This window comes from Mesorhizobium sp. M4B.F.Ca.ET.214.01.1.1, assembly GCF_004791545.1.
Classification (GTDB): Bacteria; Pseudomonadota; Alphaproteobacteria; order Rhizobiales; family Rhizobiaceae; genus Mesorhizobium; species Mesorhizobium abyssinicae.
This window is the reverse complement of the sequence record NZ_SRUX01000002.1, coordinates 453,404-479,848: the sequence shown is the minus strand read 5'-3', so window position 1 is coordinate 479,848 and position 26,445 is coordinate 453,404. Positions and strand designations below refer to the sequence as shown.

The following is a 26,445-nucleotide window of genomic DNA, read 5'->3' as shown; positions in this document are numbered from 1 at the left end:
GGGAGTACCATCCATGGCTTTTGAGCTGCCCGCTTTGCCCTACGACTACGAGGCCTTGCAGCCTTACATGTCGAAGGAGACGCTGGAGTATCACCACGACAAGCACCACAAGGCCTATGTCGACAACGGCAACAAGCTCGCCGCGGAAGCCGGCCTGGGAGACCTTTCGGTCGAGGAGGTGGTGAAGCAGTCCTTCGGCAAGAACGCCGGCCTCTTCAACAACGCCGCTCAGCACTACAACCACATCCACTTCTGGAAGTGGATGAAGAAGGGCGGCGGCGGCTCCAAGCTCCCTGGGGCCCTGCAGAAGGCCTTCGACAACGACCTCGGCGGCTATGACAAGTTCAAGGCAGACTTCATCGCCGCCGGCACCACCCAGTTCGGTTCCGGCTGGGCCTGGATTTCGGTCAAGGACGGCAAGCTCGCGATCTCGAAGACGCCGAACGGCGAGAATCCGCTGGTGCATGGCGCCTCGCCGATCCTCGGCGTCGACGTCTGGGAGCACTCCTACTACATCGACTACCGCAACGCCCGCCCGAAATACCTCGAAGCCTTCGTCGACAGCCTGATCAACTGGGATCATGTCCTTGAGCTCTATGAAAAGGCCAATGGCTGATTGATTGGAGAAAAAGCCCCGGCACGACCGGGGCTTTTTCTTTTCTGCCGGCAACGGAAAGCGAAAATCGTTGCTGAGTGGACGGAATATTTCCCTTGCGACGTCCGTTAACGTCCAGTCGCGAACTCTCTTCACCAAGGAGCCACTGAATGAGAAAGCTTGTTCTCGCCATCTCTATGCTCGCCATTGCCGGTTCGGCCGCCTTCGCTGATCCGATCAAGGATCGCCAGGCCCTGATGAAGGAGCGCGGCAAGCTCGCCGGACAATTGTCGAAGGTCGTCAAGGGCGAGGAGGCTTTCGACGCCGCCGCCGTGCTGACCGCGCTGCAGGCGCTGCAGGCCAATGGCGAGAAATGGGACACCGAGAAGTTCTTTCCGGCCGGCAGCGACAAGGGCGACACCACCGCCGCGCCGAAGATCTGGGAAGATACGGCCGGCTTCAACGCGGCCGAGGACAAGTTCCTGGCCGACGTCAAGGCCGCAGTCGCGGCTCCGCCAGCCGATGTCGATGCCTTGAAGGCGCAGCTCAACACGATCGGCGGCGACTGCGGCACCTGCCACCAGAACTACAGGATCAAGAAGGGCTGATCGCGGTCAATGCCCTGGCTGAGGAAACTCGTCGGCGCCGCCCTCGTTCTGGGCGGCGTCGGCGCGGTTGCCGGATGGGTGTTGTCGGCGCCGGTCAGGCTCGATGCCGCGACCGTCGCGCAGCTTGGCCCCGGCGATGCCGCCAAGGGCAAGCGCATCTTCTATGCCGGCGGCTGCACCTCCTGCCACGCCAGGCCCGGCGCGAAGGGCGAAGTCCGCCTTGAACTTGCGGGCGGCCTCGAACTGAAGACGCCTTTCGGCACCTTCGTGCCGCCCAACATCTCGCAGGATGCCAAGGACGGGATCGGCGCCTGGAGCGAGGAAGACTTCGCCAACGCCATGCTGAGGGGCGTCTCGCCGGCGGGCGAGCATTTCTACCCGGCCTTTCCCTACGCCTCCTACGCGCGCATGAAGCCGTCCGATGTCGCCGACCTTTACGCGTTCATGAAGACGCTGCCGGCAGTCGCCGGCAAGGCGCCTGATCACAAGCTTGCCTTCCCCTTCAACATCCGCCGCGGCATCGGGCTGTGGAAGCGGCTTTATCTCAACCCCGAGCAGGTGATCGCCGTGGCCGACGGCGCGCCGGACAAGGTCGCGGCCGGTCGCTATCTCGTCGAAGGCCCCGGCCATTGCGGCGAATGCCACACGCCGCGCGACCTTGCCGGCGGCACCAGGAAGAGCGAATGGCTGGCCGGCGCCACGGCCGCCGAAGGCTCGGGCATCGTGCCCAACATCACGGCGGGCGAGGGCGGCATCGGCGAGTGGTCGGAGGGCGATATCGCCAACTATCTCGAGACCGGCTTTACGCCGGATTTCGATTCCGTCGGCGGCGCCATGGTCGACGTGCAGAAGAACATGGCCGAACTGACTGCCGACGACCGTGCCGCGATCGCCGCCTATCTCAAGGCCGTGCCGCCGCATCCCAACGGCTATCCGGCGCGCAAAAAGCCGGCGAGTTGACCGCCTGCATGTCGCCCGTGCGTGGCACCATCCACGCAATTGGTCTCGCGATGCATATTAGTTGACTTCAATACTCATGTATTATAGGCGCTTCGGCCAGTTTTCCGGCTAACCGAAGTTGCCATGCCCTCGATCGATCTTGTGTCCGGAGTTAGCCTTGGCGGGCAGCGCACGGCGCTTCTCCTCGCTGATGGACGAACGCTCTGCTACGCGGAGCTGGACAGCCTTGCGCAGCGCTTCTCAGCGAGGCTGGGGCAAGCAGAAAAGCAGTTGGTGGCCATCGCGGCGGAAGCCTCCGAGCATGCGATCGTCGCCTATCTTGGAGCCTTGCGGGCGGGCCATGCGGTGGCCATGCTGCCGCCATGCGACAACCGACTTTGGGATGATTTCCTGGCGGCCTTCCAGCCGGACTTCACCTATCGGCCACTCGACGGCCGATGGCGTCTGGTCAGGGAGGCTCGGTGTGCACGGGACGCCGAGCCGCTGCACCCCGATCTCGCACTGCTCCTGATGACGTCCGGCAGCTCGGGCGCAGCCAAGGCCGTCAGGCTGTCCTATGGCAATCTCGAAGCCAATGCGCGCTCGATTGCGGCCTATCTCGAACTCTCTTCGGACGACCGGGCCGCTCTCGTGCTGCCGCTGCATTATTCCTACGGGCTGTCGGTCCTCAACTCGCATCTGATCGCGGGCGCCAGCGTCCTCTTTCCCGGCGCCTCCATTATGGACGGCGATTTCCTCACGACAATCGCCGACGGCGGCTGCACGAATCTGTCTGGCGTACCGTATTCCTACGAGCTCTTGGAAAGAGCGCGTTTTCGCGAGGTCGAGTTCAGCACACTGCGGATGATGACGGTGGCGGGCGGACAGCTCCGCCCCGACCTTATCCGCCTCTACAGGGATCACATGCGCGCCCGGAGCGGCGGCTTCTTCGTCATGTACGGCCAGACCGAGGCCACGGCGCGCATCGCTTTCGTGCCGCCTGAGAGCCTTTCCGACAGGGAGGAGCGGATCGGCGTCGCCATCCCGGGCGGCAGCCTTTGCATCGTCGACGCCGAAGGAGAGCCGATCAGGCGAGCGGACATTCCCGGAGAACTCGTCTATCGCGGTCCTAACGTAATGATGGGTTACGGCGCGAAGCGTTGCGATCTGCTGCGGGGTGCCGAGGTCGAGACCCTGAACACCGGCGACATTGCCGTGCAGGACGAGCATGGTTTCTTCCGCATCGTCGGGCGCAAGAGCCGCTTTGCCAAGATTGCCGGCCTCAGGATCGGCTTCGATGTCATGGAGCAGGCGCTGCAGCGGCAAGGTATTGCCGCCGCCGTGCTCGGCGACGATCGAGGGTTGCATGCCTATGTGGTCGGCGCCGGCTCGGCGGGGAGGGCACACCGTATCCTGGCCGAAGTCAGCCGCTTGCCCGCCAATCTGGTTCGGGTTGCGACGCGCGGCGACTTTCCAAGGCTTGCATCCGGCAAGGTCGACTATGGCTGCCTTCAGCGCGAGATGTTGGAAGGACGGGCGGGGGCCCGCTCCGAAAGGGGCGGCGTGCCCGATGCCTATGCTCGCGTGTTCTACCCGCTCCGCGTCGGTCGCAACGACAGCTTTGTCTCCCTCGGCGGCGATTCCCTTCGCTTCCTGCAACTGGCTCTGGAACTCGAACGGCTCGGCTTGGAGCTGCCGGACGGCTGGGAACGGCTAAGCGTCGCGGAACTGACACATCGTCATGCGGCGGCGCGGCCTCTCGCACGCATGCAGGCAACCGAACTGCCGGTCGATCTGGTGCTGAGGGTCATCGCGATCCTTCTGGTGGTCGTGCATCACGAGACGCTGTGGCCTATCCCCGGCGGTTCCGGGGTCATGATGCTGCTTGTCGGCTACAGTCTTGCGCGTTTCCAGTCGGCCCATTTGCTTGCCGGGCGAATTCGGCACGCGCTGAAACCTGCGATCGACGTGCTGATCCCGTATTTCTTCATTGTCGCCGCTTACGCCGTCGCCTGGCAGGCGGCGCCTTGGGCCTCGATGACCCTTACCGGCAACTTCGGCTATGCCGAACCGGAACGTCACGAGATGATCCCTTATCTCTACTGGTTCATCGAGGCCTACGCGCAGACGCTTCTGGTCTTCGCTCTCATCTTCGCCATTCCCATTCTACGCCGGCTGGCCAGAGCTCGACCCTTCGCCTTCTCGCTGGGCCTTTTGGTATTTGCCGCTGCCGCGCGCTTTTCGGTCCCGTTGTTCGTCGAGCTAGGCAACCGCCAGATATTCGCGATCTACTGGGTCTTCCACCTTGCTGTCTTCGGCTGGTGCGCCGGGTTGGCCGACACGCCCGTCAGGAAAATCGTCGTGACCGCGTCTGCCGCCTTTGTGCTGGGGTATCTGGCCTTTTGGGAGTCGGTCTGGCTGGGCACCACGGTCAAGTATTTGATGATTTTCGCGGCGCTTTCGGCTCTTCTTTATCTACCGCGTCTTCGCCTGCCAGCCGGGGTGGGGCGGCTGGTTATGCAGGTCGCCGTCGCGGCTTTCCCGATCTATTTGTTTCACCGCTTCGTCCCGGAGCTTTTGATGGCGCCCGTCGCGGGCCGGTTGCCGGCTCCGGGCTTCCAATTGCTTGCGATGGCTGGCGGCGTCACCCTAGGCATCATCGCCGGCAAAGCCTTGGCCGCCGTTCGAAACCTGCGCGGCAGATTGGCGGTAGGACGCCAGCCGGAATTGCTCTCTGCGTGAGACGCCTAGTCCGCGGTCGTGCTTGAGCCGCTCGGGCTACGGGTGGCGGTCGCCGAGGAAATCGAAGCCGCTTTCGAAGAAGTGATTGTAGTTGCAGGTCAGCTCTTCGCCAGGCGCAATATCTCGGAGCGTGTAGGTTTCCTCCGGCGAGGAGACGTCGCAATTCGGGTCGTCGTCATGGTTCATGTAGCGGGCGTCATCGGCCTCGAAGACGATGTAGGCCGGATCGCGGCGGTCGGGATAGGAATAGCGGTCGAGATAGGATTTCACCGGGCCGGTCTCGTTCTCATAGGTGTCGACCTCGATCACCCGGTCGAATCTGGGGTCGAGCTTCCAGATCAGCGTGCCCTGGGGGATGTGGTTCTTGGCGAAGACGCCGATGCCCTGGATGGGCGATTTGTCGAGATAGACGTCGACGAGCAGCATGGCGGACCCTTGCAAGACGGTGACTGGCAGGCGCGGCTCGAAAAAAGCCGGGCATTGGGTAGCGCGCGACAGCGGCAATTGCGAGCACAAAATCGCCGCGCATGAGCGCGAAATGAAGCCTCTGAAAACGTCATGCGCAAATCAAAAATTTATGACCGGACGCATCAGTTTGGGAGCGATGCCGGCAGGTCCCCCTATTGGCCGTTGGGCGGCCGTTTTGCGCTGCTCTGAACAGCAGGTGCGCACCGCTCAGCGCTGCTGCAACGCCAGGCGCACACCGAGCGCGCAGTAGATCGCGCCGACGACCTTGCCTTGCCATTTCAGCACCGCGGGATTCCGGCGCAGGAAGGCACCCAGCCCACCCGCGCTCACCGCGAAGACGACCGTGCTGAACAGGCCTATCAGGACGAAGATGATTCCCAGTGCCGCCAGCTGAAGCATCACCGATCCGTTTTCCGGCCGCACGAATTGCGGCAGGAAGGCGAGGAAGAACAGCGCGGTCTTGGGGTTGAGCATCTCGGTTAGCACCGCCTGGCGGAAAGCCTTGCCCGCCCGGATCGCAAGCGCACCGGCGGCTGGATCGGTCGATGTCTTCTCGATGATCGCACGTATGCCAAGATAAACGAGATAGGCCGCGCCGACATATTGGACGATGCTGAACAGCATCGCCGATGTGGCGATGATCGCCGAGATGCCGACCATCGCCATGACGGTGTGGAATATATCGCCGGCCGCGATCCCGGCGCCGGTGGCGATGCCCACTTTCGTTCCCGAACTCGTCGCCCGCGCGACGGTCAGCAGCGTGGCGGGGCCGGGAATGAATACAAAGCCGAGCACGACCGCGACATAGGTCGCCAATGTGGCCAAGTCGATCATTCCAGGGTCCTCCGCGACTTCGCCCAATCAAAGCCACGCCGTGGCTCGCGACGCAATGGCCTTCTCACCCGCTCGCCGCCGCCGAGACTGAATCGGCCTTGCCCGCCACCTTCAACGCGAAGGCATAGGTGTAGGCGATCTCCTCCAGCCTGGAGAAACGGCCAGAGGCGCCGGCATGGCCGGACTCCATGTTGATCTTGAACAGCACCGGGTTGTCGCCGCTCTTGCGCTCGCGCAGCCTCGCCACCCATTTGGCCGGCTCCCAGTAAGTGACGCGCGGATCGGTGAGCCCGGCCTGCGCCAGGATCGGCGGATAGTCGAGCGCCGCCACATTGTCGTAGGGTGAGTAGGCCGCGATCGTGCCGTAGTCGTCGGCCGAGGCGATCGGATTGCCCCACTCGGGCCATTCCGGCGGCGTCAGCGGCAAGGTCGCGTCGAGCATCGTGGTCAGCACGTCGACGAACGGCACTTCGGCGACGATGCCGCCAAAACACTCCGGCGCCATGTTGGCGATCGCCCCCATCAGCATGCCGCCGGCCGAGCCGCCTTGCGCGACGATGCGGTCATGCGCCGTGTAGCGCTCGGTCACCAGATGGCGCGCGCAGGCGATGAAGTCGGTGAACGTGTTCATCTTTTGCGCACGCTTGCCGTCATCGTACCAGCCGTAGCCCTTGTCCTTGCCGCCGCGGACATGGGCGATGGCATAGACGAAGCCACGGTCGACCAGCGACAGGCAATTGGTGTTGAAGGACGCCGGCACGGTGATGCCGTAGGAGCCGTAGCCGTAGAGCAGGCAAGGTGCCGAGCCGTCGAGTGGCGTGTCGCGGTGGTGGATGAGCGAGATCGGCACCAGTTCGCCGTCGCTGGCGGGCGCCATCAGCCGGCGCGTCACATAGTGGTCGGGATCGTGACCCGAAGGGACTTCCTGGGTCTTCAACAGCACGCGCTCGCGTGTGCGCATGTTGTAGTCGAAGACCTGCGCCGGCGTCGTCATCGACGAATAGGTGAAGCGCATGATCTCGGTATCGTATTCGTAAGAACCCGACAGGCCGAGCGAGAACGCTTCCTCGTCGAACGAGATCAGGTGCTCCTCGCCGCTTTCGCGATCGCGCACGACGATGCGCGGCAGGCCCTCCCTGCGCTCCAGGCGGACCATGTAGTTGCTGAAGCCCAGGACCGAGAGGATCAGCCGTCCGGGCTCGTACGGAACCAGCTCGCGCCAGTTGGCGCGCACCGGATTTTCGACCGGTGCCGTCATGATCTTGAAATCCTTGGCGCCGTCGGCGTTGGTGAGGATGAAGAAGATGTTGCCGCCTTCCTCGAGGTCGTATTGCAGGCCGGTTTCGCGCACGGCGACCAGCTTCGGCTCGGCAAGCGGGTCATCGGCGCGCATCAGCCGGTATTCCGAGGTCTCGTGATCGTTGATGCCGATCATGATCCACTCGTTGGAACGCGTCCCGCCGACATCCATGAAAAAGCCCGGATCGGTTTCCTCATAGATCAGCCGATCGTTTTCGGCGCTGTCGCCAAGCGCGTGGAACAACACCTTTGAGGGACGATGATTGTCGTCGAGGCGGGTATAGAAGAACCCGTCATCGCCGGCATTCCAGACGCCGCCGCCACCGGTATCGGGGATCCTGTCCGCCAGTTCGTGGCCGTTGCCGAGGTCGCGCACGCGGAGCGTGAAGAACTCGGACCCCTTGTCGTCGAATGCCCACAAGAGCTTCTTGTGGTCGGCCGAATGGTCGACGCCGCCGAGGCGGAAATAGGGCTTGCCTTCGGCTTCCGCATCGCCGTCGAGCAGGATCTCGTCCGTGCCGTCATCGCGCGGCGTGCGGAAATAGCGCGGCTGCTCGCCGCCCAGCCTGTAGGACGAGCCATAGGCATAGGGGCCGTCTTTCATCGGCACGGTGGAATCGTCCTCCTTGATGCGCCCCTTCATCTCGGCGAAGAGCTGCTTGCGCAGTTCCGCGGTGTCGGCCATCAGCACTGCCTGATAGGCATTCTCGGCTTCGAGATGCGCGCGGATCCGGCTGTCGAGCAGGGAAGGATCCCTGAACATGGCCTGCCAGTTGTCGGCCCGCAGCCACGCGTAGTCGTCTGTGCGGGTGAAGCCGTAATGCGTGTCGAAGATGGACCGTTTCTCGGTCTGCGGCGGGGTGGCGGTCGGAAAGGCGGAAGATCTGGTCATTAGGTCTCGCTGCGGAAATTGCTTGAATGGCAAATGAACACGCCGATCAGCGTCGGTTCAAGAGCCGGCCGGCATTGTTGCGACGGCTCCACGATAGGCCGGAGAGAGGGAAGATGATGAATTACTGTATTCGCACCGCCGCGGCTCTTGCCGTCGCTTCGACTGTTCTGGCCTCCGCCGGCCAGTCTCATGCAACCGCCTTCGCCGCTTGGCAAGTGTCGGGCGTGCCCTACGGCGACACGCTCAACGCGCGCAAATATCCATCGGGCAGCTCGCAGAAGCAGGCCGCCTATCCCAACGGTGCCGTGCTGCAGATGACCGGCCGCTGCACCGGCGGGATAAATCTGCTCGACATCGCAGGCCAGCCGCACTGGAAGCAGCGCCAGGCGGTGCGCTATCGCTGGTGCGAGATCTGGCACGACCCGGCACGGGACGGCGATTTCGTCACCGGCTGGGTCTATGGCAAGTATATCGCGCCCTATTGAGCGGCCCGATATGCTCCGCTTATCTCCGACCGCGCGCAGCAATAATGCCTTGCAACCCGTGATTTCATTAGGATGCGGAAACCTTGCGACCTGTCGCGGATCAAGCATAGGCGAAGCATTTCGCTCATTTTAGCTGCTTTTGCCGATGTAATTGCGACGTGACGCCGCGTCAGGTGGTGCTGGTCTGACCAGAAAAATCTCGCTAAGTTACGCGATGCACGAAAGGTTGAAGCTGAACGGGGAATATTTGATTAATATCGCTGAATATAGCACGTTAGGCGAATTGACTTACTTGACTATTGGGATCATTAAGATCATGCGACGCGAATCGCAGAGGCTCTTTCCTGCATGAAATTCGCGCGAAGCCCAGCCAAAAAATGGGCGCAGTTAGAAACAACTCTCGTTGGGGCCTGAACACAATGGATATCGCCGAAACACCTTCCCGAAACAGCGACGCGCTGATCGAGCTGACCGCCGATGTGGTCGCAGCTTATGTCAGCAACAATCCCGTACCCGTCGGCGAACTGCCGAACCTGATCGCCGATGTCCATGCAGCCCTTGGCCGCGTGGGCGGTGCCACCGAAGCGCCGCCCGCCGACAAGCAGAAGCCTGCAGTCAATCCGAAGCGCTCCGTCCATGACGACTACATCGTCTGTCTTGAGGACGGCAAGAAGTTCAAGTCGCTGAAGCGCCACCTGATGACCCACTACAATCTGACGCCCGATGAATACCGTGAGAAGTGGGGTCTCGACGCAAGCTACCCGATGGTGGCTCCCAATTACGCCGCCGCCCGCTCGCAGCTTGCCAAGAAGATGGGCCTCGGCCGCAAGCGCAAGGGCCGCTGAAGGCAATCTTCACTTCGATGCCGGACGGCGCCTTCGGGCGCCGTCTTGCTTTGAGCACTCGCCGGCGCGCCGGCCGGTCGCCGCGCCAATCGTTCCCAAAAATCCGATTTGTCAGGTCAGGCGGCCTGCGTCAGCGCCGCTTCGGCGTCGCGCTTGATGCGCTTGACCATCGAGCGCAGGCCGTTAGCGCGCTGCGGCGACAGGTGCTCGTCTAGGCCGAGCGCCTTCAGCGTCGCTTCCGCGTCGGTCTTCTGGATCTCGCTCGCCGGCCGCCCGGAATACAGCGCCAGCATGATGGCGACCAGGCCGCGCACGATATGAGCGTCCGAATCGCCCCTGAAGGCGATGACCGGATCGGCGCCCGGTCCGTGCTCGGTGGTGAGCCACACCTGGCTGACGCAGCCCGGCACCTTGTTGGCGGGGGTGCGCTCGGCTTCCGGAAACGGCGGCAGCGCTTCGCCCAGTTCGATCACATAGCGATAGCGGTCCTCCCACTCGTCGAGCAGGGAAAAGTCGTCGCGGATCGTTTGGATCGTCGTTGTCATTGTGCCGGATATAGTCATCCGGCGTCCTCGCGTCACGGAAAAAGAAGAAAACACCGCAGGCGTCGAGAGGTCGGACGGGCCTGCGGTGTCGCCAATCAGCGGCTGAAAACTCAATTCTTCGTCGGCGCCTTCGCCGGGATGTTGACGGTCGCCGGCAGGACGATGTCGACGCTGCCGGTGGCGACGGACGTGTCGAGCCCGTTCGCCGGCTTGTCGCCGGTGTCATCCATCATGGCGGCGGCGATCTTGGCGGTCTCCCTGGCGCGGACGCCGATCGTGTGCATGGCGGATTTGCCGGTCTCGCAGACATCGGGCTTGCGCTCGCAGATGCCGGCAATGTCGCCGACCGCCTCGCGCGCCGCAAACAGCGCCTGGATCGGCCCGACGCTGTCCTGGCCGGCCTCGTCGCTGCCGACATTCAGCGGCAGGGCCAGCAGCACCAGCGAAAACCAGAAAGCCATTCTAATAAGAAAGCCCATCTCAATGCCCTCTCGTCCGTGACCGGATCACGCATCCTTCGGCATGACCTCTTTTATGGGCTGCATAGTGGCACACACGCGCAAAGACCGGCTTGTAAGCAAACAGAGAATTTTCCTCAAATTTTAGGCAAATTCGAAAGGATTGGTTTTGCAACCGATTTCACTTAAATCTCATCGCTTGCATTAACTTTACGATAACCATGTATCTTGTTGTTATTAAATTGTATTTTGAAACACGAGGGCGATTGACGCTCGGTTCTGCGCAGCTTGCCTCCACCGGTTTTGCATAACCCTCCGTTTACCATGGCGCGAGATCGCCGGGTTTCGCCGTGACGGCGTCCCAATATTTGCCGCGGGCCGGGCGTCGACCGGGTCCGCCTTATCCATTCCTTAAACGCTGAATGAGAGTTTCAGGACAACAACAGCGATCTGCGAAAAGCAGGGCAGTTCACGATCGGGTGCGAGTGCGTTGAGTTCGATTACGGCCAGATACGTTGAATTGCCTGGCGCGATGGCTGCCGGCTGCGACCGTATGGTCCATCCGACCATTACCGCCGCGGGCGAGCGCCTGCGCCAGCGCCGCTTCATCGGTGTCATGCTGGCGGCCCCCTTCCTCGCCGCCGGCGCCGCGGTGACGCTGGTCACATCGAGCCTCGGCGCCGCCGTGACGATTGCCGCGATCTTCGCCGCCTTCGGTTTCTGCTGGTTCGCCGCGCTGCTGGTGGCGGCCTCGGGCCGGATGGCGCTTGCCGGCCAGGCGGCGCTCGTGCTCGGCGGTCTTGCCCTCGGCACCGCGATCTTCGCCGCGGGCGGGCTGGCCTCGCCCGTCGCGCTGCTTGCGCTTGCGCTGCCGTTCGAAACCTGGTGGATCGGCGGCTCGCGACGCGCAGTCTATTGGGGCGCGCTGTCCGCGCTCGGCGCGGTCCTGCTGCAACCTTTCGCCGGCTCGCTGCCACCGCTCGCCCCGGCCGGCATCGCTGCCTGGCACTGGCTCCTGCCCCTGGCCTGGGCGTCGACGCTGATCCCGCGCCTGAATTCGCTGCGCAACCCGGCTGGCACCCAGCCGGCGTCGCTTGCCGGCGACCGGCTGGAGGATATAATCGATGCCGTGGTCCTGCGCCTCGGCCGGCATGGCGAGGTGCTTGACGCCTCGGCCAAGGCGCGCACCATCCTGCGGCTGCAGCCGGAACTCCTGTTCGGCACCGGCCTGTTCGAGCGCATACATCTCGCCGACCGCGTCGGCTATCTCTCGGCGCTCGCCGACATGCGCGACGGCGCCGCCATGCGCCGGATCGATCTGCGCATCCGGCTGCCGCGTGATGGCTCGGCAGCCGCCGACAATTTCCAGCCGTTTCGCCTTCAGCTGATGCGGGGCGAACAGCAGGACGCGTTCACGCTGTTGCTCAGCGAGAACGACGATGTCGCGGCGCTGCGCGAAGAGCTCGCCGCCGCCAACGAGACCGCAGCCGAGGCCGAGGTGGCGAAGGGGCGCTTCCTGGCCGTGGTCAGCCACGAGCTTCGCACGCCGCTCAACGCCATCATCGGCTTCTCCGACATGCTGCTGCATGAGATGTTCGGCCCCTTCAAGGATCCGCGCCAGAAGGAATATGTCAGCCTGGTCAGGGACTCAGGCCAGCATCTTCTGGGCGTCGTCAGCTCGATCCTCGACGTCTCCCGCATCGAGGCCGGCGCCTATTCGACCGAGCCGGAGCCGTTCCGCTTCGTCGAGGCGGTCGATATGTGCCGGTCGATGATGCGGCTGCAGGCCGCGGCCAAGAACATCGGCCTTGCCGCGCAGATCGCGCCGGATGCGGGCGAGATCAATGCCGACCGCCGCGCTGTGCAGCAGATCCTGATCAACCTCGTTTCCAACGCCATCAAGTTCACGCCGGATGGCGGCAATGTCGTGGTCGGCGCCAAGCGCGTCGGCTCGCGGCTGCATTTCTGGGTCAGCGATACCGGCATCGGCATCGCCGAGGAGGATTTCGCCAATCTCGGCAAGCCGTTCATGCAGATCCAGAACGACTACACGCGCCGCTTCGAGGGAACCGGGCTCGGCCTGTCGCTGGTCAAGGGCCTGGTGGCGCTGCACGACGGCACCATGTCGATCGAAAGCATGCCGGGCGAGGGCACCACGGTGACGATCAGCCTGCCGGTGAACGGGCCGAAGGGCCATTCGCGGGACAAGGATAGCGGCGTGCTGGCGATACCAGCGGTGAAGACCAAGGGGCATGCGAAAGGGGACAGGAATGGCTCGCTCCGCAAGACAGCCTAGGGCGGTCAAGCGCCAAAGCAGCGCCTTCGAGGAGGGCGCGCTCGCGCTCGGCGGCATGATCTCGCGCAATCCGGTGCTGGTCGGCGGCTCGACCGCTTTCCTGGTGACGCTGTTCTACGTGTCGGCCAACGCGCTCTGGTACCAGCCGTTCCCGCACGCCGGCGCCTTCTTCGCCACCCGAAGTATCGAGGACTTTCCGCGCGCGGCTGACGAGCCCGAGACGACGATCAACATCGTGCGTCCGCCGGTCAAGACCGACCCCACCGTCGAGCAGGTCCAGGGCATATTGAAGGATCTCGATTTCTATTCCGGCACCGTCGACGGCATCTCCGGCCCCAACACGCGCAAGGCCATCCAGGCCTATCAGCAGAAGGTCGGGCTGCCGGCGACCGGCGAGATCGATGCCGTGCTGCTCGACCAGCTGGGCGCCAGGCAGACGACGGCGGCCATCCCGCATCCGGTGCCGAGGCCGGTGGACAGCGTCGCCGCTCCGGCCGTCGCGCCGGCGCCGATCCCGGTCTCCGCGCCGGCCGATGCCGCCGCGCCGGCGCCCGATGCCCGCATCGTCAAGATCCAGGCCGGGCTGAAGGCCTTCGGCAATGACGACATGCAGCTCGACGGCGTCGTCGGCGCGCGAACCAAGGCGGCGATCAAGGAATTCCAGTCGCTGTTCGGCCTGCCGCAGACCGGCGAGCCCGACGAGATCGTCTACGTCAAGATGCGCGAGATCGGCCTGACCAACTGAGCGTCGGCCGATAGCTGGAGCGATCTGTTTTGGTTTCCGGCTTGATGCTGTAAGGAGCCGCGCATGTCGTCCGGAACCTTGCCATGCGCGTGACCACCGACCTGTGGGTGTCGGCCCTGTTGCGCCGGGTGTTCGCCGCTGGCGGTTTTGCCGCCGTGGTCACGCGCGGCGCGGCCGAGGCGGGCGCGATCTTCGTGCTGTCGCGCGGCCGGCTGGGCGAGGTCGCCCTGTTCGGGCCGGCGCCGCAGACCAGCTACGATTCGGCCAAGCCCGACGAGCGCTTCTTCAGCCTGCTCGGCTCCGGCGACGATGCCGCGCCGTTCGACGCCAGGCTGGAGCGCGAGAAGAAGTTCGATCCCGATATATGGGTGGTCGAGATCGAGGCCGGCGCCGTTCCGGTCGAGGAGCTTTTGTCCGTCAGGACGGACTCATGACGCCTTGAGGCTGGCGGCCGCGTCGCCGCTGTTAGAGGCCCGGCGCTCCTCGTCATTCGCCGTATCGGCGGCGTTGCCGCGGATCGCCCGCGACAGCGTCTCGGCCTTCCAGTTGCGCACCTTGTCGAGCGCCGCCTCGCGATGCAGCAGGCGGTAGCGGTCGAGGAACAGGCGGATCGCCTGCGGATGGGGAAACTCCCGGGGGTAGACGGCGACGGCGATCAGGAAGGCGCGATCCTCGCTGAGGTCGAGCGAGCGCAAGGCCGCGAGCAGCGCGGCATAGCTGGCCTGTTCGGTCAGCGAGCGCGCCGTCTGGAAATCGATGTCGAGTGCGTCCGCCAGCGCGGTCTGGAAGAACGCCGCATTGCCGGTCAGCGCCGTCTCGCGCAGCTTCACATAGCTCGCCTGGCCGACGAACGGATTGACACTCTCGCTTCCAGTTTCAGGACGCATCATCGCGCGCAGCCGGCGCCTGGCATTTTCGGCAGCCATGCCTGGCGGTTGCCGCGCGTCATCGTCGCTGGCGATGGCGAGCGATTCCGCGGCCGGTGTCGCTTCGGCTTTGGCCGACGCCGCTTCGGCCTTCGCGGACACTGGCTGCGCGATCGGCTGCGGCGGCCGCACCCTGACCAGCGTCGGCTTCTCGAGCGCCCTGATCAGATCAGCGATGGTCGGGTTCAGTTCCTTGCGGCGCGCAATGGCGCGCGCATGCGGCAGGCCGTGGCGGCCGATCAGCGCGATGAGGTCGATGTCGCTCAGCGCCCGCGAGCGGGTCAGCAAGGGAGCGGCGATGTCGACCGGCTCCTCAGCCAGCCGCCGGACCAGGGCGCCTGGCGCGTATTCGCATTCGGAAAGCGCGGCGGCGACGTAGCGGCGCGATTCGACCGACACCTCTTCGAACAGCGGCAGCGTCAGGTCCTCGAGCTGGCCGATCTCGCGCCGCGATGGGCGCGTGAGCGAGCAGAATGCCGATACCGATGCGCGGAACAGCCTTTCGGCCTTTCCCGCCTCCGTCCGAATAGCGATTTGCCTGAAATCCGAAGATGACACGGAGGATACGCCCGATACTCGACACAAGCCTGGCTTTGCTCGACCGAACCGTGCCGGTTTCGCGTCCGCCAGAAACAAAGATCAAATTAGCGGCGATCCGTTAGCGCTCCGTTAACCCTCTGCCCGCCTTAATCAACTTTGGAGGCGTTGCGTTCTGCTCCGGTGCAACCGAGAGGAATACGCGAACCATGGGCATGGTACTGTCTTTCGTGCCGCGACCGGCACCAGTAAATCGAGCAGTTCAGAACACCGGCACGCCGGCGGCGGTGATCATCTTCCCCGGCGTCCGCTACGAACAGCCGCCAGTGGCCGGCGAGACGCGGCCGGCTGGCCCGGACAAGCCGCCGACGCCCGTGCCGCATCACTAGAGGGCGGCAAGGACGCTCCAGCACTTGGGGATAGCGCAGGCGGGGCCGGCCGGTCAGTACTCCTGCAGCTCGCAGGAGCTCTGCTCCAGGAAGCGTGACACGATCGGTTTCCAGCTGTCGTCCGGCACGAAGGCGCGGATGACGAAGATGCCTTCCTCGATCGGCGCCTCGACGAAGATCGCGCCCTGGAGCTCCTCCGGAAGTTCCCGGCGCACATCGATCATCTGCGCCGGCGTCAGCACCACCGTATCGAGCACGCCACCGGTCGCGGTGTGGTCGTTGAAGGAATAGAAATTGTGGCCGTTGCGGTCATAGACCGAGACCGACCAGAACGGCACGTGGCCCGGCGCCTTGATGCGCACCAGGCCTTCGGCGAGGTCGAAGCGGCACGCGGCCGCGTAGAACAGCGGATCGACCGACTTCACCACCGGCGCGCCGCCGGCCTCGGCGTCGAGCCTGGTCATCCTGTAAAGGTCCGAGGCCATCGCCAGCCGCGACCAGGCATCGCGCTCGGAAAAATCCGGCACCAGCATCAGCACCACGATATGGACGATGCCGGCGCCGATCAGGCCGAGCAGCACGGCGTGGAAGAGCCTACGCATTGCAGCCCACTTTCACGATGCTGGGCAGCGCCACGTCGGAAAGCCCGGTGCTGCTGGCGATCGGCGTGTCGTAGAAGGTGAGCACGAAATACATCTTGCCGAAGCCGTCGGTCAGCAGCCAGTTGCCGGGGGCGGGGCGGTTGCCGACGGCAATCGTCACCGCATTGTCGGGCTGGCGCAGCACCTGGTAGGACTGAAGCGCGGCCAGCCTCGGCTTGCCGGTGTCGACCACGCCCAGCGACTGGTCGGCGGCATAGAGCGTCCAGAAGCGGGCGGTCGGGAATCCGCCTTCGATCGTATAGGCGCATTCGCGCCTCAACGGCTCGCCTGCGGCATCGCGCTCGGCGATGAAGGACAGGCCCTCGGCCTTGCCCAGCGCCAGCACGCCCTCGCGCGCCACGCGCGCTTTCGAATAGGGATCGGCGCCTTGCGTGCCGATCTCGGGAAAGGCCGTCCATTGGCCGATCCTGATCGCGCCGACGCCGTCCTGCGCCTGCAGCGCATACCAGACGCTACCGCCGCCGACGCCGACGGCAATGGCAAGCGAAAGCAGCGTCAGGAGGGCGGTCTTGAGCATGAACAGCCAAAACAGGAGAACTTGCCGTTCGGGGATATCGCGGGCAGGGGCCTCGTGGCAAGCGGGACTTCCCCCTTCTCCCCTAGTGGGAGCAGAGCGCAGCTCAGAGCGCCGACAGCGTTTCCGGCGCCTTGGGCGCGTCGAGCACTGGGGCTGTCTGGAACGCCTTGGTCATCTCGCGCAGCATCTGGGTGGTCTGGCTGGACAACACCGGCGGCCGCTCGGCCGCGGCCTGCGCTTCGGCCGCCTCGACGTTCTTCTTGGCGGCCTCCTCGGCCTTGGCCGCGACTTCCGGATCGACGAACGGGTGGTCGAGGCCGGGGATCGGCTTCAGGTCGATGTTCTGGTGCGCATAGACCATCAGCCGCTGCCACACCATCGCCGGCAGCGTGCCGCCGGTCATCTTGTTGGTCGGCGTGAAGTCGTCATTGCCAAGCCAGACGGCGGCCGTGTAGTTGCCGGTGAAACCGACGAACCAGGCATCGCGATAGGATTGCGTCGTGCCGGTCTTGCCGGCGACGACGATGTTGGGAAGCTGGGCGCGCCGTGCCGTGCCGATCACCGGTACCGCCGCCAGCATCGTGTTCATGTATTTCAGCGCCTGCTCCGACAGCACCCGGTGCGGCGGCGGCGCGTCCTTGGCCCAGTCATAGACGACATCGCCGGTGCGGGTGACGAGCTGGGTGATGCCGTGCCTCGAGCCGACGAGGCCGTTCTGCGCGAAGACGCTGTAGCCCGTCGCCTGGTCCATCACCGTCATGCCCGACGTGCCGAGCACCATGGTCTTGTGCCCTTCCAGCGGCGACTCCACGCCCATCGATTCGGCCATCGCCTTGATCGGGCCGATGCCGAGATGGTCCTTGGCCAGCCGCACCGGCACGGTGTTGATCGACTTGGCGATCGCCGTGATCAGCGTCACATTGCCGGCCGAGCCGCCATTGTAGTTGTGCGGCGACCAGCCGCCCCAACTGATCGCGCCGCCGGAGACGACCGAGTCCGGCGTGAAGCCGTGCTCCATCGCGGTCGCATAGACATAGGGCTTGAACGAGGAGCCGGTCTGGCGCAGCGCCTTGGTGGCGCGGTTGAACTGGCTGGCGCCATAGTCGCGGCCGCCGACGATGGCGCGCACCGCGCCGTTGGTCTCGATCACCACCACCGCGCCTTCGGTGACGTTGTATTCCTTGCCAAACTGGCGGAGATGGAATTCCACCGATTCCTCCGCCGCCTTCTGAATGTTGGCGTCGAAGGTGGTGTGGGCGACCAGCGAATGCTGGCCGGGCTTGGCGATCTTCTTGACCTCGTCGAAGGCCCAGTCGAGGAAGTAATCCGGGCTTTTCTGCTCGCCGCGGTCGACGACGTCGGCCGGATGCAGCCTTGCCTGCAGCACCTGGCCCTCGGTCATGAAGCCTGAATCGACGAGGTTGGACAGCACCACATTGGCCCGCGCGCGGGCGGCCGGCAGGTTGATGTGCGGGGCGTATTTGGTCGGCGCCTTGAACAGGCCGGCCAGCATCGCCGCCTCGGCGAGGTTCAGATCCTTGACGCTCTTGCCGAAATAGAAATCCGCCGCCGCCTCGATGCCGAACGTGCCGCCGCCCATATAGGCGCGGTCGAGATAGAGCTGCAGGATCTCCTTCTTGGAAAGGTTGGCCTCCAGCCACAGCGACAGGAAAGCTTCCTTGATCTTGCGCTCCAGGGTGCGCTCATTGGTCAGGAACAGGTTCTTGGCCAACTGCTGGGTGATGCTGGAGCCGCCCTGCACGACCGAATTGGCGCGCACATTCTCGAAGATGGCGCGCGACAGGCCGAGCACGTCGATGCCGTAATGATCGAAGAAACGCCGGTCCTCGGTCGCCAGCACCGCCTTGATGACATGGTCGGGCATCTCGTCGACCGGCACGGAATCGCGCTGGATGATGCCGCGCTGGCCGATCTCGTTGCCGTAGCGGTCGAGGAAGGTGACGGCGAAGTCGCCCTGGGCGCGCCAGTCTCCGTCGGTGATCTGGAAGGCGGGCATGGCCAGCGCAAGCAGGACGACGACGCCGCCGGCGCCCATGGTGAAGCCTTCGCTGAGCACCTCGATGATGCCGCGCCGCCAGCCCTTGACGCGGAAGCGGCGGGAAAAGATGGTCGCCGATTCCCAGAATTCCCGCGCCTTGAAGCCGATCTCGTAGAGCGAGGAATCGAGCCAGGCGTCGATGGCAAGCAGCGCCGAGGCGATGCGGCCCCTTCTCTTGCGTGGTCTCAAAGGACTTGCCATTGCAGAATTCCGCCCCAGCGCACTGCCCGAAACAGCATCGGTAGTTTCGGAGAGTGGCACCCTGCGCGACTATTCGACCATTTTACCACCGCTCACAAGGGCAGCGAAGCCACACACAAGCTTTGTTGATCGCTAAGGTTGATAATGCGGACTCAGCGATATCACCGCGCCGCGATGAAGCGCATGAAATGCGCCACGTCCGCATCGCTCGGCTCCTGGCCGGTGAAGGCGCGCAGATAGGCAGCGAGATGGCTGACGCGCGCCTCGACCGGTTCCTTCAGGTCGAGCACATAGTAGCCGATCTGCATGTAGTAGAGAACGCGCGCCCGGATGAAGGCATTCTCCGCGTCATAGCCGTGTCGCTGGTACATGTCGCGGATGGCGGTGAGGCGATCGTCGTCGGCCTGGTCGATCATGCGCCGCACGTCGTCGGAACGGCGTGCCCATTCGCGGATGGCGAAATCGAGCCTCGGGTCGAACATGCGCTCGTCGGCCCAGCATTCGAACACGTTGAGCACGCCCATGATGATGGTTGCGGCCGGGCGCCGGGCGCGCTCGACGATCGCCTTGGTGTTGGTCTCATGCCAATGCTTCAGCAACTGGTCGAGCAGATCCTGCCGGCTTTCGAAATACCAATAGAAGCTCGATCGCGACACGCCCAACTTCTGGCCGAGCGACAGCACGCGCACGCTCTCGATACCGTCGGAAATCAGGATTTCGAGCGCGAGCTTGATCCAGTCCTGGCGCGTCACCTTGATGTTGCCGGGCGCCGGCTCGTCCTGCGGAGCAATCATGATCATGGACACACAAGTGGCACGGCCAGTTGCCTCGCGCAAGCTCTGCACATAAGTGTCTAGACACATATGTACAGTGGGTATATGGTCACGGCTTCCAACGAGAGGGAGAGGCTCGTGAAGTCGTACGCCGGGGCAGACCGGCCTCGACCGTTTCATCGCCGTCTCCAAGCGCGACTTCATCGGCCGTGACGCGGCGCTGAAGGAACGTGACGCCGGCGTCTCGCGGCGGATCGTGACGCTGGAGATCGATGCCGTCGATGCCGACGCCAGCGGTTTCGAGCCGGTCTGGCACAAGGGTCGGCGCGTCGGCTTCGTCACCTCCGGCGGCTTTGGCTACACGGTTCGCAAGAGCGTCGCGCTGGCGTTGGTGGACGACGATTTCGCCGGGGAGGGGACGGAGCTTTCGGTGCACATTGTCGGCGTCGAACGGCCGGCGCGCGTCATCCCCGCCTCACCCCACGACCCCGACGGCAAGGCGATGCGGCAATAGAGCATGATCCCGAAAAGTGGGAACCGGTTTTCGGAAAAGATCATGCCCAAACAAGAGGATAAGATGGAACGGGATGACGCTTCGAAGAAAAGTCATCCTGTTCCAAGGAGGATATGACATGGTTGAAGATGTCGCCCGCGATCTGAGGCGCGAACGCCGGCGTGGACGCACCGGCGAGGCGGGCAGCGAGTCAAGCCGCCGGCCGGACTACCGGTCGCTCAAGAACCCGTTCCTGCCGCAGCCGATCTTCTCGGAGGACCAGGTCGCGGCCATCCACGACACGGCGCTGCGCGTGCTGGAGGAACTCGGCATCAAGGTGCTGCTGCCGGAAGCGCGGCATGTCTTGGCCGGCGCCGGCGCGCTGGTCGACGAGGACAGCCAGATGGTGCGCATCGGCCGCGACTTGGTCGAGGCGGCACTGGCCTCGGCGCCGCGCTCGATCAAAGCCCATGGCGGCGCGCGCGATCGCGATCTGATGCTCGAACTGGGCTCGATGACCTTCCTCGCCGGGGCCGGCGCGCCCAACGTCACCGATCTCGAACGCGGCCGGCGGCCGGGCACGTTGGCCGCCTACGAGGAACTGACCAAGCTCATCCAGCATTTCGACGTGCTGCACATGCTTTGTCCCAGCATCGAGCCGCAGGATGTCGACAATCGCTTCCGTCACTATGCCGTCAACCGGGCGCAGCTGACGCTCTCGGACAAGTTCCCGTTCGTCTTCGCGCGCGGCACTCCGCAGGTCGACGACAGTTTCGAGATGGTCCGCCTGGCGCGCGGCCTCTCCGAGGACGAGTTCCGCGCCGGCGCTCATTGCTACACCGTCATCAACACCAACTCGCCGCGCCAGCTCGACATCCCGATGGCGCAAGGCATCATCGATTTCGCCAGGGCCGGCCAGGTGTCGATCATCACGCCCTTCTGCCTGGCCGGCGCCATGGCGCCGATCACCGTTGCCGGCGCGCTGACGCTGCAGCATGCCGAGGCGCTGGCAGGGCTGACGCTGGCACAGATCGTGCGACCCGGGGCGCCGGTCGTCTATGGCTCCTTCTCCTCCAATGTCGACATGAAGTCGGGCGCGCCGGCCTTCGGCACGCCGGAGCACGTCAAGGCGACGCTCGGCGCCGGCCAGCTCGCCCGCTTCACCGGACTGCCCTGGCGCTCCGGCGGCGGCAGCGCCGCCAACATTTCCGACGCTCAGGCCGCGCATGAGACGCAGTTCGCGCTGTGGGGCTCGGTACTGGCCGGCGCCACCGTCTGCATCCACGCCGCCGGCTGGCTGGAAGGGGGGCTGAGCGTCTCCTACGAGAAGCTGATCACCGACATCGAGGCGCTGCAGACGGTCGCCGAGCTTTGCTCGAGGACACCCGGCGACGAGGATTCCATCGGCTTCGAGGCCATCGCGGAGGTGCAACCGGGCGGCCATTTCTTCTCCGCCGGTCACACCATGGCGCGCTACCGCACCGCCTTCTACGAGCCGCTGGTCGCCGACTGGTCGAACTTCGGTAGCTGGACGCAGGCCGGTTCGAAGAGTGCCACCGAGCGCGCTACCGGCATCTGGAAGCGGCTGCTCGCCGACTTCCAGCCCCCGGCTTCGGCCGCCGCCACGGCCGGCGTGCTCGACGAGTTCATCGCCCGACGCACCGAGGAGGGCGGCGCTGCGCCGGTGTCTTGACGGAGATCAGTCCAGCCTTGCGGAACTGCCGCAAGGCGACAAGGCATTCCTGACGCCAGGCCAGTCATATCCGGACAGGAAGTGTCATGCGGTCTGGCGCGGGTCTTGCGACGCGGCTACGCTGCATGTGAAGACTGTTGGCGGCGCAAGGGATTGTCCAAGGCGTGACTGGCGAGCGGAGACGACGATGACGGCGCCCGACGATTTGCTGCAGGCCTTGTTCCAGAGATTGAAGAGTGACGCGAAGCTGACGGCGCTGCTGGGCGGCGCCGGCCTGCTCGAGCGGGCAACCGAGAACGCCGCCTTTCCTTATGTCACGTACGGCCACACCAGCGCGTTCGACCAGGACACCGGCGCCGACAACGACGCCGACCAGCTTGTCACGCTGCATGTCTGGTCGAAGGCCCATGGCGAGGCTGAAACGCGCCTCATCATGAACCGCATCGAGGCGCGCCTTGCGGGAGCGGCGCTGTCCATCGGCCCGCGCGGGCAAACACGCCTGTCGCTGGAGTTCGCCGAGGCTCGCTACGACGAGGACCTTGCGGTCCATCATGGACTGCAGCGCTTCCGCGCCGTCACGCGGGAAGACGCCTGACGGATCGCATTAAAGCTGAGCCGCGATCTCGGCCTTGTCGATGACCGACCAGACCTCGCATATGTGCGCGTCGCGAAATTCGTAAAACACGTTCTCGGCGAAGCTGACCCGCTTGCCGTTCACGGGCAATCCGAACAACCTGCCTTTGGGTGTGCAGTCGAAATGCAGGCGGGCAGCCACGCGCGGCGGCTCGCAAACCAGGAGTTCGATGCTGAAACGGAGATCGGGAATGGCCTGGAAATCGCCTTCGAGCATGCGCCGATAGCCCGACAGTCCAACCGTTTCGCCATTGTACTGCACCGCCTCGCCGACGAACCGGCCGAGATTGGCCCAGTCCTGGGCGTTGAGACACGCGATGTAGCCACGGTAAAGTTCGGCAAGTTCCTCGCGTCCCATCGCCTGCTACTCTCCTCATCGGGTCTTCGTACTCTACCCGGGGCAAGGCGAAAGGTCTGCAACGAAACCATTAGCCGCCACCGCCGTTTTCCGGTTATGAGTCTGGGGTCGGGCCTGAGGGGAACGGCGCGATCGCAGTTGCGTTTCAGGGGGTGTTGCGGGCATGGTTTTTCGGGCGTTCACCGTTCATTTCACGTTCAGCACCGATGCGTTACAACGCCTGCCATGAATACGTTTCGCTCCCATCTCCGAACCGCGACACTGGCGCTCGCAGCGACGGGCCTGCTCGCGTCGCAGGCAATGTCGGCTCCGGCCATCGCGCCTGACGACACGCAGCCGTTCGTGGTCGCCGCATCGGACTGCTACGCGATCGGCCAGCAGGTGGCGGCGCAGAATGGCGGCACGCTGGCCAAGGCCTCGCAGGCGACGCGTGGCGGCCAGGCGGTCTGCGTCATCGTCGTGCTGGTGCCCGGCAAGGATGGGCAGCGCCCGCGCCGCACCGAGATCGTCGTTCCGCTGAATTGATATCGAAGTTTCCCAAACTATTGGAATCGCTGTATATCCGCCCTGAACGTCAAGAGGTTTGAACTCCGGCATGCGTGTGCTCGTCGTCGAAGATGACAAGGATCTCAACCGGCAGGTGTCGGACGCGCTGGTCGACGCCGGCTATGTCGTCGACCGCGCCTTCGACGGCGAGGAGGGGCATTTCCTCGGCGACACCGAGCCTTACGACGCCGTCGTCCTCGATATCGGCCTGCCGCAGATGGACGGCATCAGCGTGGTCGAGCGCTGGCGCCGCGGCGGCCGCAAGATGCCGGTGCTGATCCTCACCGCGCGTGACCGCTGGAGCGACAAGGTGGCCGGCATCGATGCCGGCGCCGACGACTATGTCACCAAGCCTTTCCACATCGAGGAGGTGCTGGCGCGGGTCAGGGCGCTGATCCGGCGCGCCGCCGGCCATGCCTCGTCGGAACTGACCTGCGGGCCGCTGCGCCTCGACACCAAGGCATCCAAAGCTGATGTCGACGGCGTGCCGCTGAAGCTGACCTCGCACGAATTCCGTTTGCTTGCCTATCTCATGCACCATATGGGCGAGGTGGTATCGCGCACCGAACTGGTCGAACACCTCTATGACCAGGATTTCGATCGCGATTCCAACACCATCGAAGTCTTCGTCGGCAGGCTGCGCAAGAAGATGGGCATCGACATGATCGAAACCGTGCGCGGCATGGGCTACCGCATGCGTGAGCCGGAGGCGTAAGGCGGAACCGCTCGCTACAATCGCAAGGAAGCCTTTCGCGGCGCGGCTCTGGCCGCGCTCGCTGGCCTTCCGCGTCATTGCGTTCTCGACCCTCTGGGCGATCCTGACGCTGGTCGTCATCTTCACCCTGATCACAACGCTTTACCGTCAGGCGAGCGAGCGCGGCTTCGACAGCTTGCTGTCGGCGCATCTGTTCAACCTGATCGGGTCGGTCGGCATTTCCGACAACGGGGCGCTCACCGGCGCGCCGGATCTTGGCGACCTGCGCTTTTCCGAACCGAATTCCGGCTGGTACTGGTCCGTGGAGCCGGCCTCCGAGGGCGTCCACGGCGAGATCCACTCCTCCTCGATGACGACGTCGGTCCTGTCGCCTTCCGTCGCCGAGGTTCCCTTTAACGCGAACTTCCAGCGCAGCTACTCGGCCGAAGGCATCAAGGGCGAGGAGCTTGAAGTGTTCGAGAGCGAATTCGTCCTCGACGCCAAGAACCGCGCCGCGCGCTTCCGCGTCATGGGCAATCAGACCGAGCTGGAACAGGAGATCGCTACCTTCCAGCGCCGCCTGCTCACCTATCTGTCGCTGTTCGGCGTCGGCATGATAGCCATCAACGCCATTGCCATCCTGATCGGCCTGCAGCCGCTGCGCCGTGTCCGCAACGCGCTGGCCATGGTGCGCGAGGGCACTGCGCAGCGGCTCGACGGCCGCTTCCCGGCCGAGATCGAGCCGCTTGCCAACGAAACCAACGCGCTGATCGAGAACAACAAGCGCATCGTCGAGCGTTCGCGCACGCAGGTCGGCAACCTCGCCCATTCGCTGAAGACGCCGCTCGCGGTGCTGCTCAACGAGGGCCGGGCGCTCGGCGGCGCCAAGGGCCAGCTCATCGCCGAACAGGCCGCCTCGATGCAGAAGCAGGTCGACCACTATCTGCAGCGGGCGCGCGTCGCCGCCCAGCGCGACAGCGTAGTCTACCGCACGCCGGTCACGCCGCTGGTGCAGCGCATGGTGCGGGTGCTGCAGAAGCTCAAGCCGGAGATCAAGCTTACACTGTCGCTGCCGGCGGCCGAGATCATCTTCGGCGGTGAGCGCGAGGATCTGGAGGAACTGCTGGGCAACCTCCTCGACAACGCCCTGAAATGGGCGAAGGGTGCGGTCGCCGTCTCGGTGGCGCCGGTTCCCGGCGTCGGCCTGTTCGAGATATCGATCGAGGATGACGGCCCGGGCATTCCCGAGGACAAGGCGCGCGAGGCGCTGAAGCGGGGCCGGCGCCTCGACGAAACCAAGCCCGGCACCGGGCTCGGCCTCGCCATTGTCGCCGACCTCGTCAACGAATATGGCGGCGTGCTGGCGCTGGAACGCTCCGCCACGGGCGGCTTGAAGGCGGTGGTGCGGTTGCGGAGCCTTCAGTGATGCCTTGCCCGGGCCGGTCGACATCGATGGGCGGAGCATGGTATGCGCCACGTCGATTGCTCCCGATGTCGGCGGCCGCGGCCAAATTTCCGACAAACATCAACACTATGGCCACGCCAACTTTCCCGATGGCGCCGCCCCCAGCACATCCTGCTCGAGAAAACCGGTTGTTGGCATGAAGATTCGCGTCGCGCTCGTTTCCGCACTGCTGGCCGTTTCCGGCTGCACGACGCTGAGCCGGGGCGGCCCGGACGCCGGCGTCACGCCGGCCGCTACGCCGCCGGCCGGCGGCAAGGTGGCCACCACGATCATTTCGGCCATGCACGGCGGCCTTGTCGGCGGATCGATCGGCTCCGGCCTCGACGACACCGACAAGCGCAAGGCGCTGGAAGCCGAATACAAGGCGCTCGAATACACGGCGAGCGGCCAGAAGGTGACCTGGAAGGGCGACAGCACGGGCCATTCCGGCGAAGTCGTCGCAGCTCAGCCGTATAGGGTGGGTTCGCAGGACTGCCGGCAGTACACCCATACGGTCTTCACCGGCACCGCCAGCGCCACCGCGCGCGGTACCGCCTGCCGCAACGGCGACGGCAGCTGGACGCCGCTGACCTGACCAATGCATGTCGCCCAAAAGTGTGAAGCGGTTTTGGGACAACGACATGCATCAAGAAGAAACCGGCCAGAGGCTTGTCGGGTTGACGTCGATCAATGACGGGCGGACGCTTGGCCGTCAAAGCGTCGCAGCGTGCCTGTGTTGGCAGGGCAGGGCTCTGCCGTTATTGGAAGA

Annotated in this window: 27 protein-coding genes and 1 pseudogene; 17 read left to right on the top strand and 11 right to left on the bottom strand. The window is 64.6% G+C overall.

All coding sequences use genetic code 11. The features are described from left to right. Positions 1-13: 13 nt before the first annotated feature. The 4 genes from EN857_RS05625 to EN857_RS05610 all read left to right on the top strand — a co-directional run bounded on the left by EN857_RS05625 (position 14) and on the right by EN857_RS05610 (position 4,884). The gene (locus EN857_RS05625) at positions 14-616 is read left to right on the top strand and encodes a superoxide dismutase (RefSeq protein WP_127392295.1); all 603 of its coding nucleotides are present in this window, start codon (positions 14-16) and stop codon (positions 614-616) included. Positions 617-765: 149 nt separating this feature from the next. Then, positions 766-1,203 carry a cytochrome c gene (locus tag EN857_RS05620; RefSeq protein WP_127392296.1) on the top strand — a complete coding sequence of 146 codons (438 nt, stop codon included), beginning with the start codon at positions 766-768 and terminating at the stop codon, positions 1,201-1,203. 9 nt (positions 1,204-1,212) lie between these two features. Next, positions 1,213-2,163 (top strand): cytochrome c, encoded by a 951-nt coding sequence (locus EN857_RS05615; RefSeq protein WP_127392297.1) that lies wholly within the window; start codon positions 1,213-1,215, stop codon positions 2,161-2,163. Positions 2,164-2,286: 123 nt separating this feature from the next. Beyond that, positions 2,287-4,884 carry an AMP-binding protein gene (locus tag EN857_RS05610; protein ID WP_128346433.1) on the top strand — a complete coding sequence of 866 codons (2,598 nt, stop codon included), beginning with the start codon at positions 2,287-2,289 and terminating at the stop codon, positions 4,882-4,884. Positions 4,885-4,920: 36 nt separating this feature from the next. Here EN857_RS05610 and EN857_RS05605 read toward each other — a convergent pair whose 3' ends face one another. From EN857_RS05605 to EN857_RS05595, 3 genes are all read right to left on the bottom strand, one after another. Continuing rightward, on the bottom strand, positions 4,921-5,310 hold the full coding sequence (locus tag EN857_RS05605) for an SET domain-containing protein-lysine N-methyltransferase (protein WP_127283099.1): 390 nt from the start codon (positions 5,308-5,310) through the stop codon (positions 4,921-4,923). Between the two features lie 249 nt (positions 5,311-5,559). Further along, the gene (locus EN857_RS05600) at positions 5,560-6,186 is read right to left on the bottom strand and encodes a LysE family translocator (protein WP_127393557.1); all 627 of its coding nucleotides are present in this window, start codon (positions 6,184-6,186) and stop codon (positions 5,560-5,562) included. Positions 6,187-6,250: 64 nt separating this feature from the next. Further along, entirely contained in the window at positions 6,251-8,377 is a 2,127-nt protein-coding gene (locus tag EN857_RS05595; RefSeq protein WP_135858080.1) for a S9 family peptidase, read from the bottom strand. Between the two features lie 116 nt (positions 8,378-8,493). On the opposite strand from EN857_RS05595, the gene EN857_RS05590 reads away from it, so the two are divergent. Both EN857_RS05590 and EN857_RS05585 read left to right on the top strand, forming a co-directional pair. Then, entirely contained in the window at positions 8,494-8,862 is a 369-nt protein-coding gene (locus tag EN857_RS05590) for an SH3 domain-containing protein (protein ID WP_127393558.1), read from the top strand. A 419-nt stretch (positions 8,863-9,281) separates the two neighbouring features. Next, complete coding sequence (locus EN857_RS05585) at positions 9,282-9,707, top strand: MucR family transcriptional regulator (protein ID WP_127283102.1); 426 nt, start codon at positions 9,282-9,284, stop codon at positions 9,705-9,707. A 116-nt stretch (positions 9,708-9,823) separates the two neighbouring features. Here the strand turns inward: EN857_RS05585 and EN857_RS05580 are convergent, their stop codons facing one another. Both EN857_RS05580 and EN857_RS05575 read right to left on the bottom strand, forming a co-directional pair. Beyond that, complete coding sequence (locus EN857_RS05580; protein ID WP_127393555.1) at positions 9,824-10,252, bottom strand: SufE family protein; 429 nt, start codon at positions 10,250-10,252, stop codon at positions 9,824-9,826. 110 nt (positions 10,253-10,362) lie between these two features. After that, positions 10,363-10,731: a DUF5330 domain-containing protein gene (locus EN857_RS05575; protein ID WP_128346432.1), complete on the bottom strand. Its 369-nt coding sequence runs from the start codon at positions 10,729-10,731 to the stop codon at positions 10,363-10,365. Positions 10,732-11,263: 532 nt separating this feature from the next. Between EN857_RS05575 and EN857_RS05570 the strand changes: the two genes are divergently transcribed. From EN857_RS05570 to EN857_RS05560, 3 genes are all read left to right on the top strand, one after another. Then, positions 11,264-13,006 (top strand): HAMP domain-containing sensor histidine kinase, encoded by a 1,743-nt coding sequence (locus EN857_RS05570; RefSeq protein ID WP_127391044.1) that lies wholly within the window; start codon positions 11,264-11,266, stop codon positions 13,004-13,006. Continuing rightward, positions 12,981-13,751: a peptidoglycan-binding protein gene (locus EN857_RS05565; RefSeq protein WP_127391045.1), complete on the top strand. Its 771-nt coding sequence runs from the start codon at positions 12,981-12,983 to the stop codon at positions 13,749-13,751. The genes EN857_RS05570 and EN857_RS05565 overlap by 26 nt, the downstream gene beginning before the upstream one ends. Before the next feature lie 83 nt (positions 13,752-13,834). Then, entirely contained in the window at positions 13,835-14,185 is a 351-nt protein-coding gene (locus tag EN857_RS05560) for a DUF1491 family protein (RefSeq protein WP_127283106.1), read from the top strand. Here the strand turns inward: EN857_RS05560 and EN857_RS05555 are convergent. Beyond that, the gene (locus EN857_RS05555) at positions 14,180-15,235 is read right to left on the bottom strand and encodes a DUF2336 domain-containing protein (protein ID WP_127391046.1); all 1,056 of its coding nucleotides are present in this window, start codon (positions 15,233-15,235) and stop codon (positions 14,180-14,182) included. The genes EN857_RS05560 and EN857_RS05555 overlap by 6 nt on opposite strands. Positions 15,236-15,423: 188 nt before the next feature. Here EN857_RS05555 and EN857_RS05550 point away from each other — a divergent pair, with 188 nt between their 5' ends. Continuing rightward, on the top strand, positions 15,424-15,603 hold the full coding sequence (locus tag EN857_RS05550; RefSeq protein ID WP_187331197.1) for a hypothetical protein: 180 nt from the start codon (positions 15,424-15,426) through the stop codon (positions 15,601-15,603). Positions 15,604-15,656: 53 nt separating this feature from the next. Here EN857_RS05550 and EN857_RS05545 read toward each other — a convergent pair whose 3' ends face one another. The 4 genes from EN857_RS05545 to EN857_RS05530 all read right to left on the bottom strand — a co-directional run bounded on the left by EN857_RS05545 (position 15,657) and on the right by EN857_RS05530 (position 19,842). After that, complete coding sequence (locus EN857_RS05545; protein ID WP_127283109.1) at positions 15,657-16,205, bottom strand: DUF1254 domain-containing protein; 549 nt, start codon at positions 16,203-16,205, stop codon at positions 15,657-15,659. Continuing rightward, on the bottom strand, positions 16,198-16,782 hold the full coding sequence (locus tag EN857_RS05540) for a DUF1214 domain-containing protein (RefSeq protein WP_127391047.1): 585 nt from the start codon (positions 16,780-16,782) through the stop codon (positions 16,198-16,200). Before EN857_RS05540 ends, EN857_RS05545 begins: the two co-directional genes overlap by 8 nt. A gap of 103 nt (positions 16,783-16,885) precedes the next feature. Next, positions 16,886-19,042, bottom strand: a complete 2,157-nt coding sequence (locus EN857_RS05535) for a penicillin-binding protein 1A (protein WP_127391048.1) — start codon at positions 19,040-19,042, stop codon at positions 16,886-16,888. A 161-nt stretch (positions 19,043-19,203) separates the two neighbouring features. Next, on the bottom strand, positions 19,204-19,842 hold the full coding sequence (locus tag EN857_RS05530; protein ID WP_127284054.1) for a TetR/AcrR family transcriptional regulator: 639 nt from the start codon (positions 19,840-19,842) through the stop codon (positions 19,204-19,206). 124 nt (positions 19,843-19,966) lie between these two features. Between EN857_RS05530 and EN857_RS05525 the strand changes: the two are divergent. The 3 genes and pseudogenes from EN857_RS05525 to EN857_RS05515 all read left to right on the top strand — a co-directional run. Beyond that, a pseudogene (locus tag EN857_RS05525) lies at positions 19,967-20,329 on the top strand (glycine cleavage T C-terminal barrel domain-containing protein); the annotation flags it as partial. A gap of 118 nt (positions 20,330-20,447) precedes the next feature. Continuing rightward, positions 20,448-22,001 (top strand): trimethylamine methyltransferase family protein, encoded by a 1,554-nt coding sequence (locus EN857_RS05520; protein ID WP_128346657.1) that lies wholly within the window; start codon positions 20,448-20,450, stop codon positions 21,999-22,001. Between the two features lie 187 nt (positions 22,002-22,188). Continuing rightward, complete coding sequence (locus EN857_RS05515; RefSeq protein ID WP_127284052.1) at positions 22,189-22,596, top strand: DUF3168 domain-containing protein; 408 nt, start codon at positions 22,189-22,191, stop codon at positions 22,594-22,596. 9 nt (positions 22,597-22,605) lie between these two features. Here EN857_RS05515 and EN857_RS05510 read toward each other — a convergent pair whose 3' ends face one another. After that, positions 22,606-22,992 (bottom strand): ester cyclase, encoded by a 387-nt coding sequence (locus EN857_RS05510; RefSeq protein ID WP_127284051.1) that lies wholly within the window; start codon positions 22,990-22,992, stop codon positions 22,606-22,608. Between the two features lie 225 nt (positions 22,993-23,217). Here EN857_RS05510 and EN857_RS05505 point away from each other — a divergent pair, with 225 nt between their 5' ends. From EN857_RS05505 to EN857_RS05490, 4 genes are all read left to right on the top strand, one after another. Further along, positions 23,218-23,517 (top strand): hypothetical protein, encoded by a 300-nt coding sequence (locus EN857_RS05505; protein ID WP_127284050.1) that lies wholly within the window; start codon positions 23,218-23,220, stop codon positions 23,515-23,517. A gap of 70 nt (positions 23,518-23,587) precedes the next feature. After that, entirely contained in the window at positions 23,588-24,253 is a 666-nt protein-coding gene (locus tag EN857_RS05500) for a response regulator transcription factor (protein WP_127284049.1), read from the top strand. Next, positions 24,237-25,658 carry an ATP-binding protein gene (locus EN857_RS05495; RefSeq protein ID WP_127391050.1) on the top strand — a complete coding sequence of 474 codons (1,422 nt, stop codon included), beginning with the start codon at positions 24,237-24,239 and terminating at the stop codon, positions 25,656-25,658. Before EN857_RS05500 ends, EN857_RS05495 begins: the two co-directional genes overlap by 17 nt. 175 nt (positions 25,659-25,833) lie before the next feature. After that, the gene (locus tag EN857_RS05490) at positions 25,834-26,271 is read left to right on the top strand and encodes an RT0821/Lpp0805 family surface protein (RefSeq protein WP_127284047.1); all 438 of its coding nucleotides are present in this window, start codon (positions 25,834-25,836) and stop codon (positions 26,269-26,271) included. Positions 26,272-26,445: the final 174 nt, after the last annotated feature.

What these genes read in the sequence shown, in the direction of transcription:
- EN857_RS05500 (WP_127284049.1), top strand. Translation starts at nt 23,588, where the DNA reads ATGCGTGTGCTCGTCGTCGAAGATGACAAGGATCTCAACCGGCAGGTG.
- EN857_RS05580 (WP_127393555.1), bottom strand. Translation starts at nt 10,252, where the DNA reads ATGACAACGACGATCCAAACGATCCGCGACGACTTTTCCCTGCTCGAC.
- EN857_RS05505 (WP_127284050.1), top strand. Translation starts at nt 23,218, where the DNA reads ATGAATACGTTTCGCTCCCATCTCCGAACCGCGACACTGGCGCTCGCA.
- EN857_RS05570 (WP_127391044.1), top strand. Translation starts at nt 11,264, where the DNA reads ATGGTCCATCCGACCATTACCGCCGCGGGCGAGCGCCTGCGCCAGCGC.
- EN857_RS05585 (WP_127283102.1), top strand. Translation starts at nt 9,282, where the DNA reads ATGGATATCGCCGAAACACCTTCCCGAAACAGCGACGCGCTGATCGAG.
- EN857_RS05605 (WP_127283099.1), bottom strand. Translation starts at nt 5,310, where the DNA reads ATGCTGCTCGTCGACGTCTATCTCGACAAATCGCCCATCCAGGGCATC.
- EN857_RS05510 (WP_127284051.1), bottom strand. Translation starts at nt 22,992, where the DNA reads ATGGGACGCGAGGAACTTGCCGAACTTTACCGTGGCTACATCGCGTGT.
- EN857_RS05610 (WP_128346433.1), top strand. Translation starts at nt 2,287, where the DNA reads ATGCCCTCGATCGATCTTGTGTCCGGAGTTAGCCTTGGCGGGCAGCGC.
- EN857_RS05540 (WP_127391047.1), bottom strand. Translation starts at nt 16,782, where the DNA reads ATGCTCAAGACCGCCCTCCTGACGCTGCTTTCGCTTGCCATTGCCGTC.
- EN857_RS05615 (WP_127392297.1), top strand. Translation starts at nt 1,213, where the DNA reads ATGCCCTGGCTGAGGAAACTCGTCGGCGCCGCCCTCGTTCTGGGCGGC.
- EN857_RS05520 (WP_128346657.1), top strand. Translation starts at nt 20,448, where the DNA reads ATGGTTGAAGATGTCGCCCGCGATCTGAGGCGCGAACGCCGGCGTGGA.
- EN857_RS05600 (WP_127393557.1), bottom strand. Translation starts at nt 6,186, where the DNA reads ATGATCGACTTGGCCACATTGGCGACCTATGTCGCGGTCGTGCTCGGC.
- EN857_RS05625 (WP_127392295.1), top strand. Translation starts at nt 14, where the DNA reads ATGGCTTTTGAGCTGCCCGCTTTGCCCTACGACTACGAGGCCTTGCAG.
- EN857_RS05530 (WP_127284054.1), bottom strand. Translation starts at nt 19,842, where the DNA reads ATGATCATGATTGCTCCGCAGGACGAGCCGGCGCCCGGCAACATCAAG.
- EN857_RS05545 (WP_127283109.1), bottom strand. Translation starts at nt 16,205, where the DNA reads ATGCGTAGGCTCTTCCACGCCGTGCTGCTCGGCCTGATCGGCGCCGGC.
- EN857_RS05490 (WP_127284047.1), top strand. Translation starts at nt 25,834, where the DNA reads ATGAAGATTCGCGTCGCGCTCGTTTCCGCACTGCTGGCCGTTTCCGGC.
- EN857_RS05515 (WP_127284052.1), top strand. Translation starts at nt 22,189, where the DNA reads ATGACGGCGCCCGACGATTTGCTGCAGGCCTTGTTCCAGAGATTGAAG.
- EN857_RS05575 (WP_128346432.1), bottom strand. Translation starts at nt 10,731, where the DNA reads ATGGGCTTTCTTATTAGAATGGCTTTCTGGTTTTCGCTGGTGCTGCTG.
- EN857_RS05590 (WP_127393558.1), top strand. Translation starts at nt 8,494, where the DNA reads ATGAATTACTGTATTCGCACCGCCGCGGCTCTTGCCGTCGCTTCGACT.
- EN857_RS05620 (WP_127392296.1), top strand. Translation starts at nt 766, where the DNA reads ATGAGAAAGCTTGTTCTCGCCATCTCTATGCTCGCCATTGCCGGTTCG.
- EN857_RS05595 (WP_135858080.1), bottom strand. Translation starts at nt 8,377, where the DNA reads ATGACCAGATCTTCCGCCTTTCCGACCGCCACCCCGCCGCAGACCGAG.
- EN857_RS05550 (WP_187331197.1), top strand. Translation starts at nt 15,424, where the DNA reads ATGGGCATGGTACTGTCTTTCGTGCCGCGACCGGCACCAGTAAATCGA.
- EN857_RS05565 (WP_127391045.1), top strand. Translation starts at nt 12,981, where the DNA reads ATGGCTCGCTCCGCAAGACAGCCTAGGGCGGTCAAGCGCCAAAGCAGC.
- EN857_RS05560 (WP_127283106.1), top strand. Translation starts at nt 13,835, where the DNA reads ATGCGCGTGACCACCGACCTGTGGGTGTCGGCCCTGTTGCGCCGGGTG.
- EN857_RS05535 (WP_127391048.1), bottom strand. Translation starts at nt 19,042, where the DNA reads ATGGCAAGTCCTTTGAGACCACGCAAGAGAAGGGGCCGCATCGCCTCG.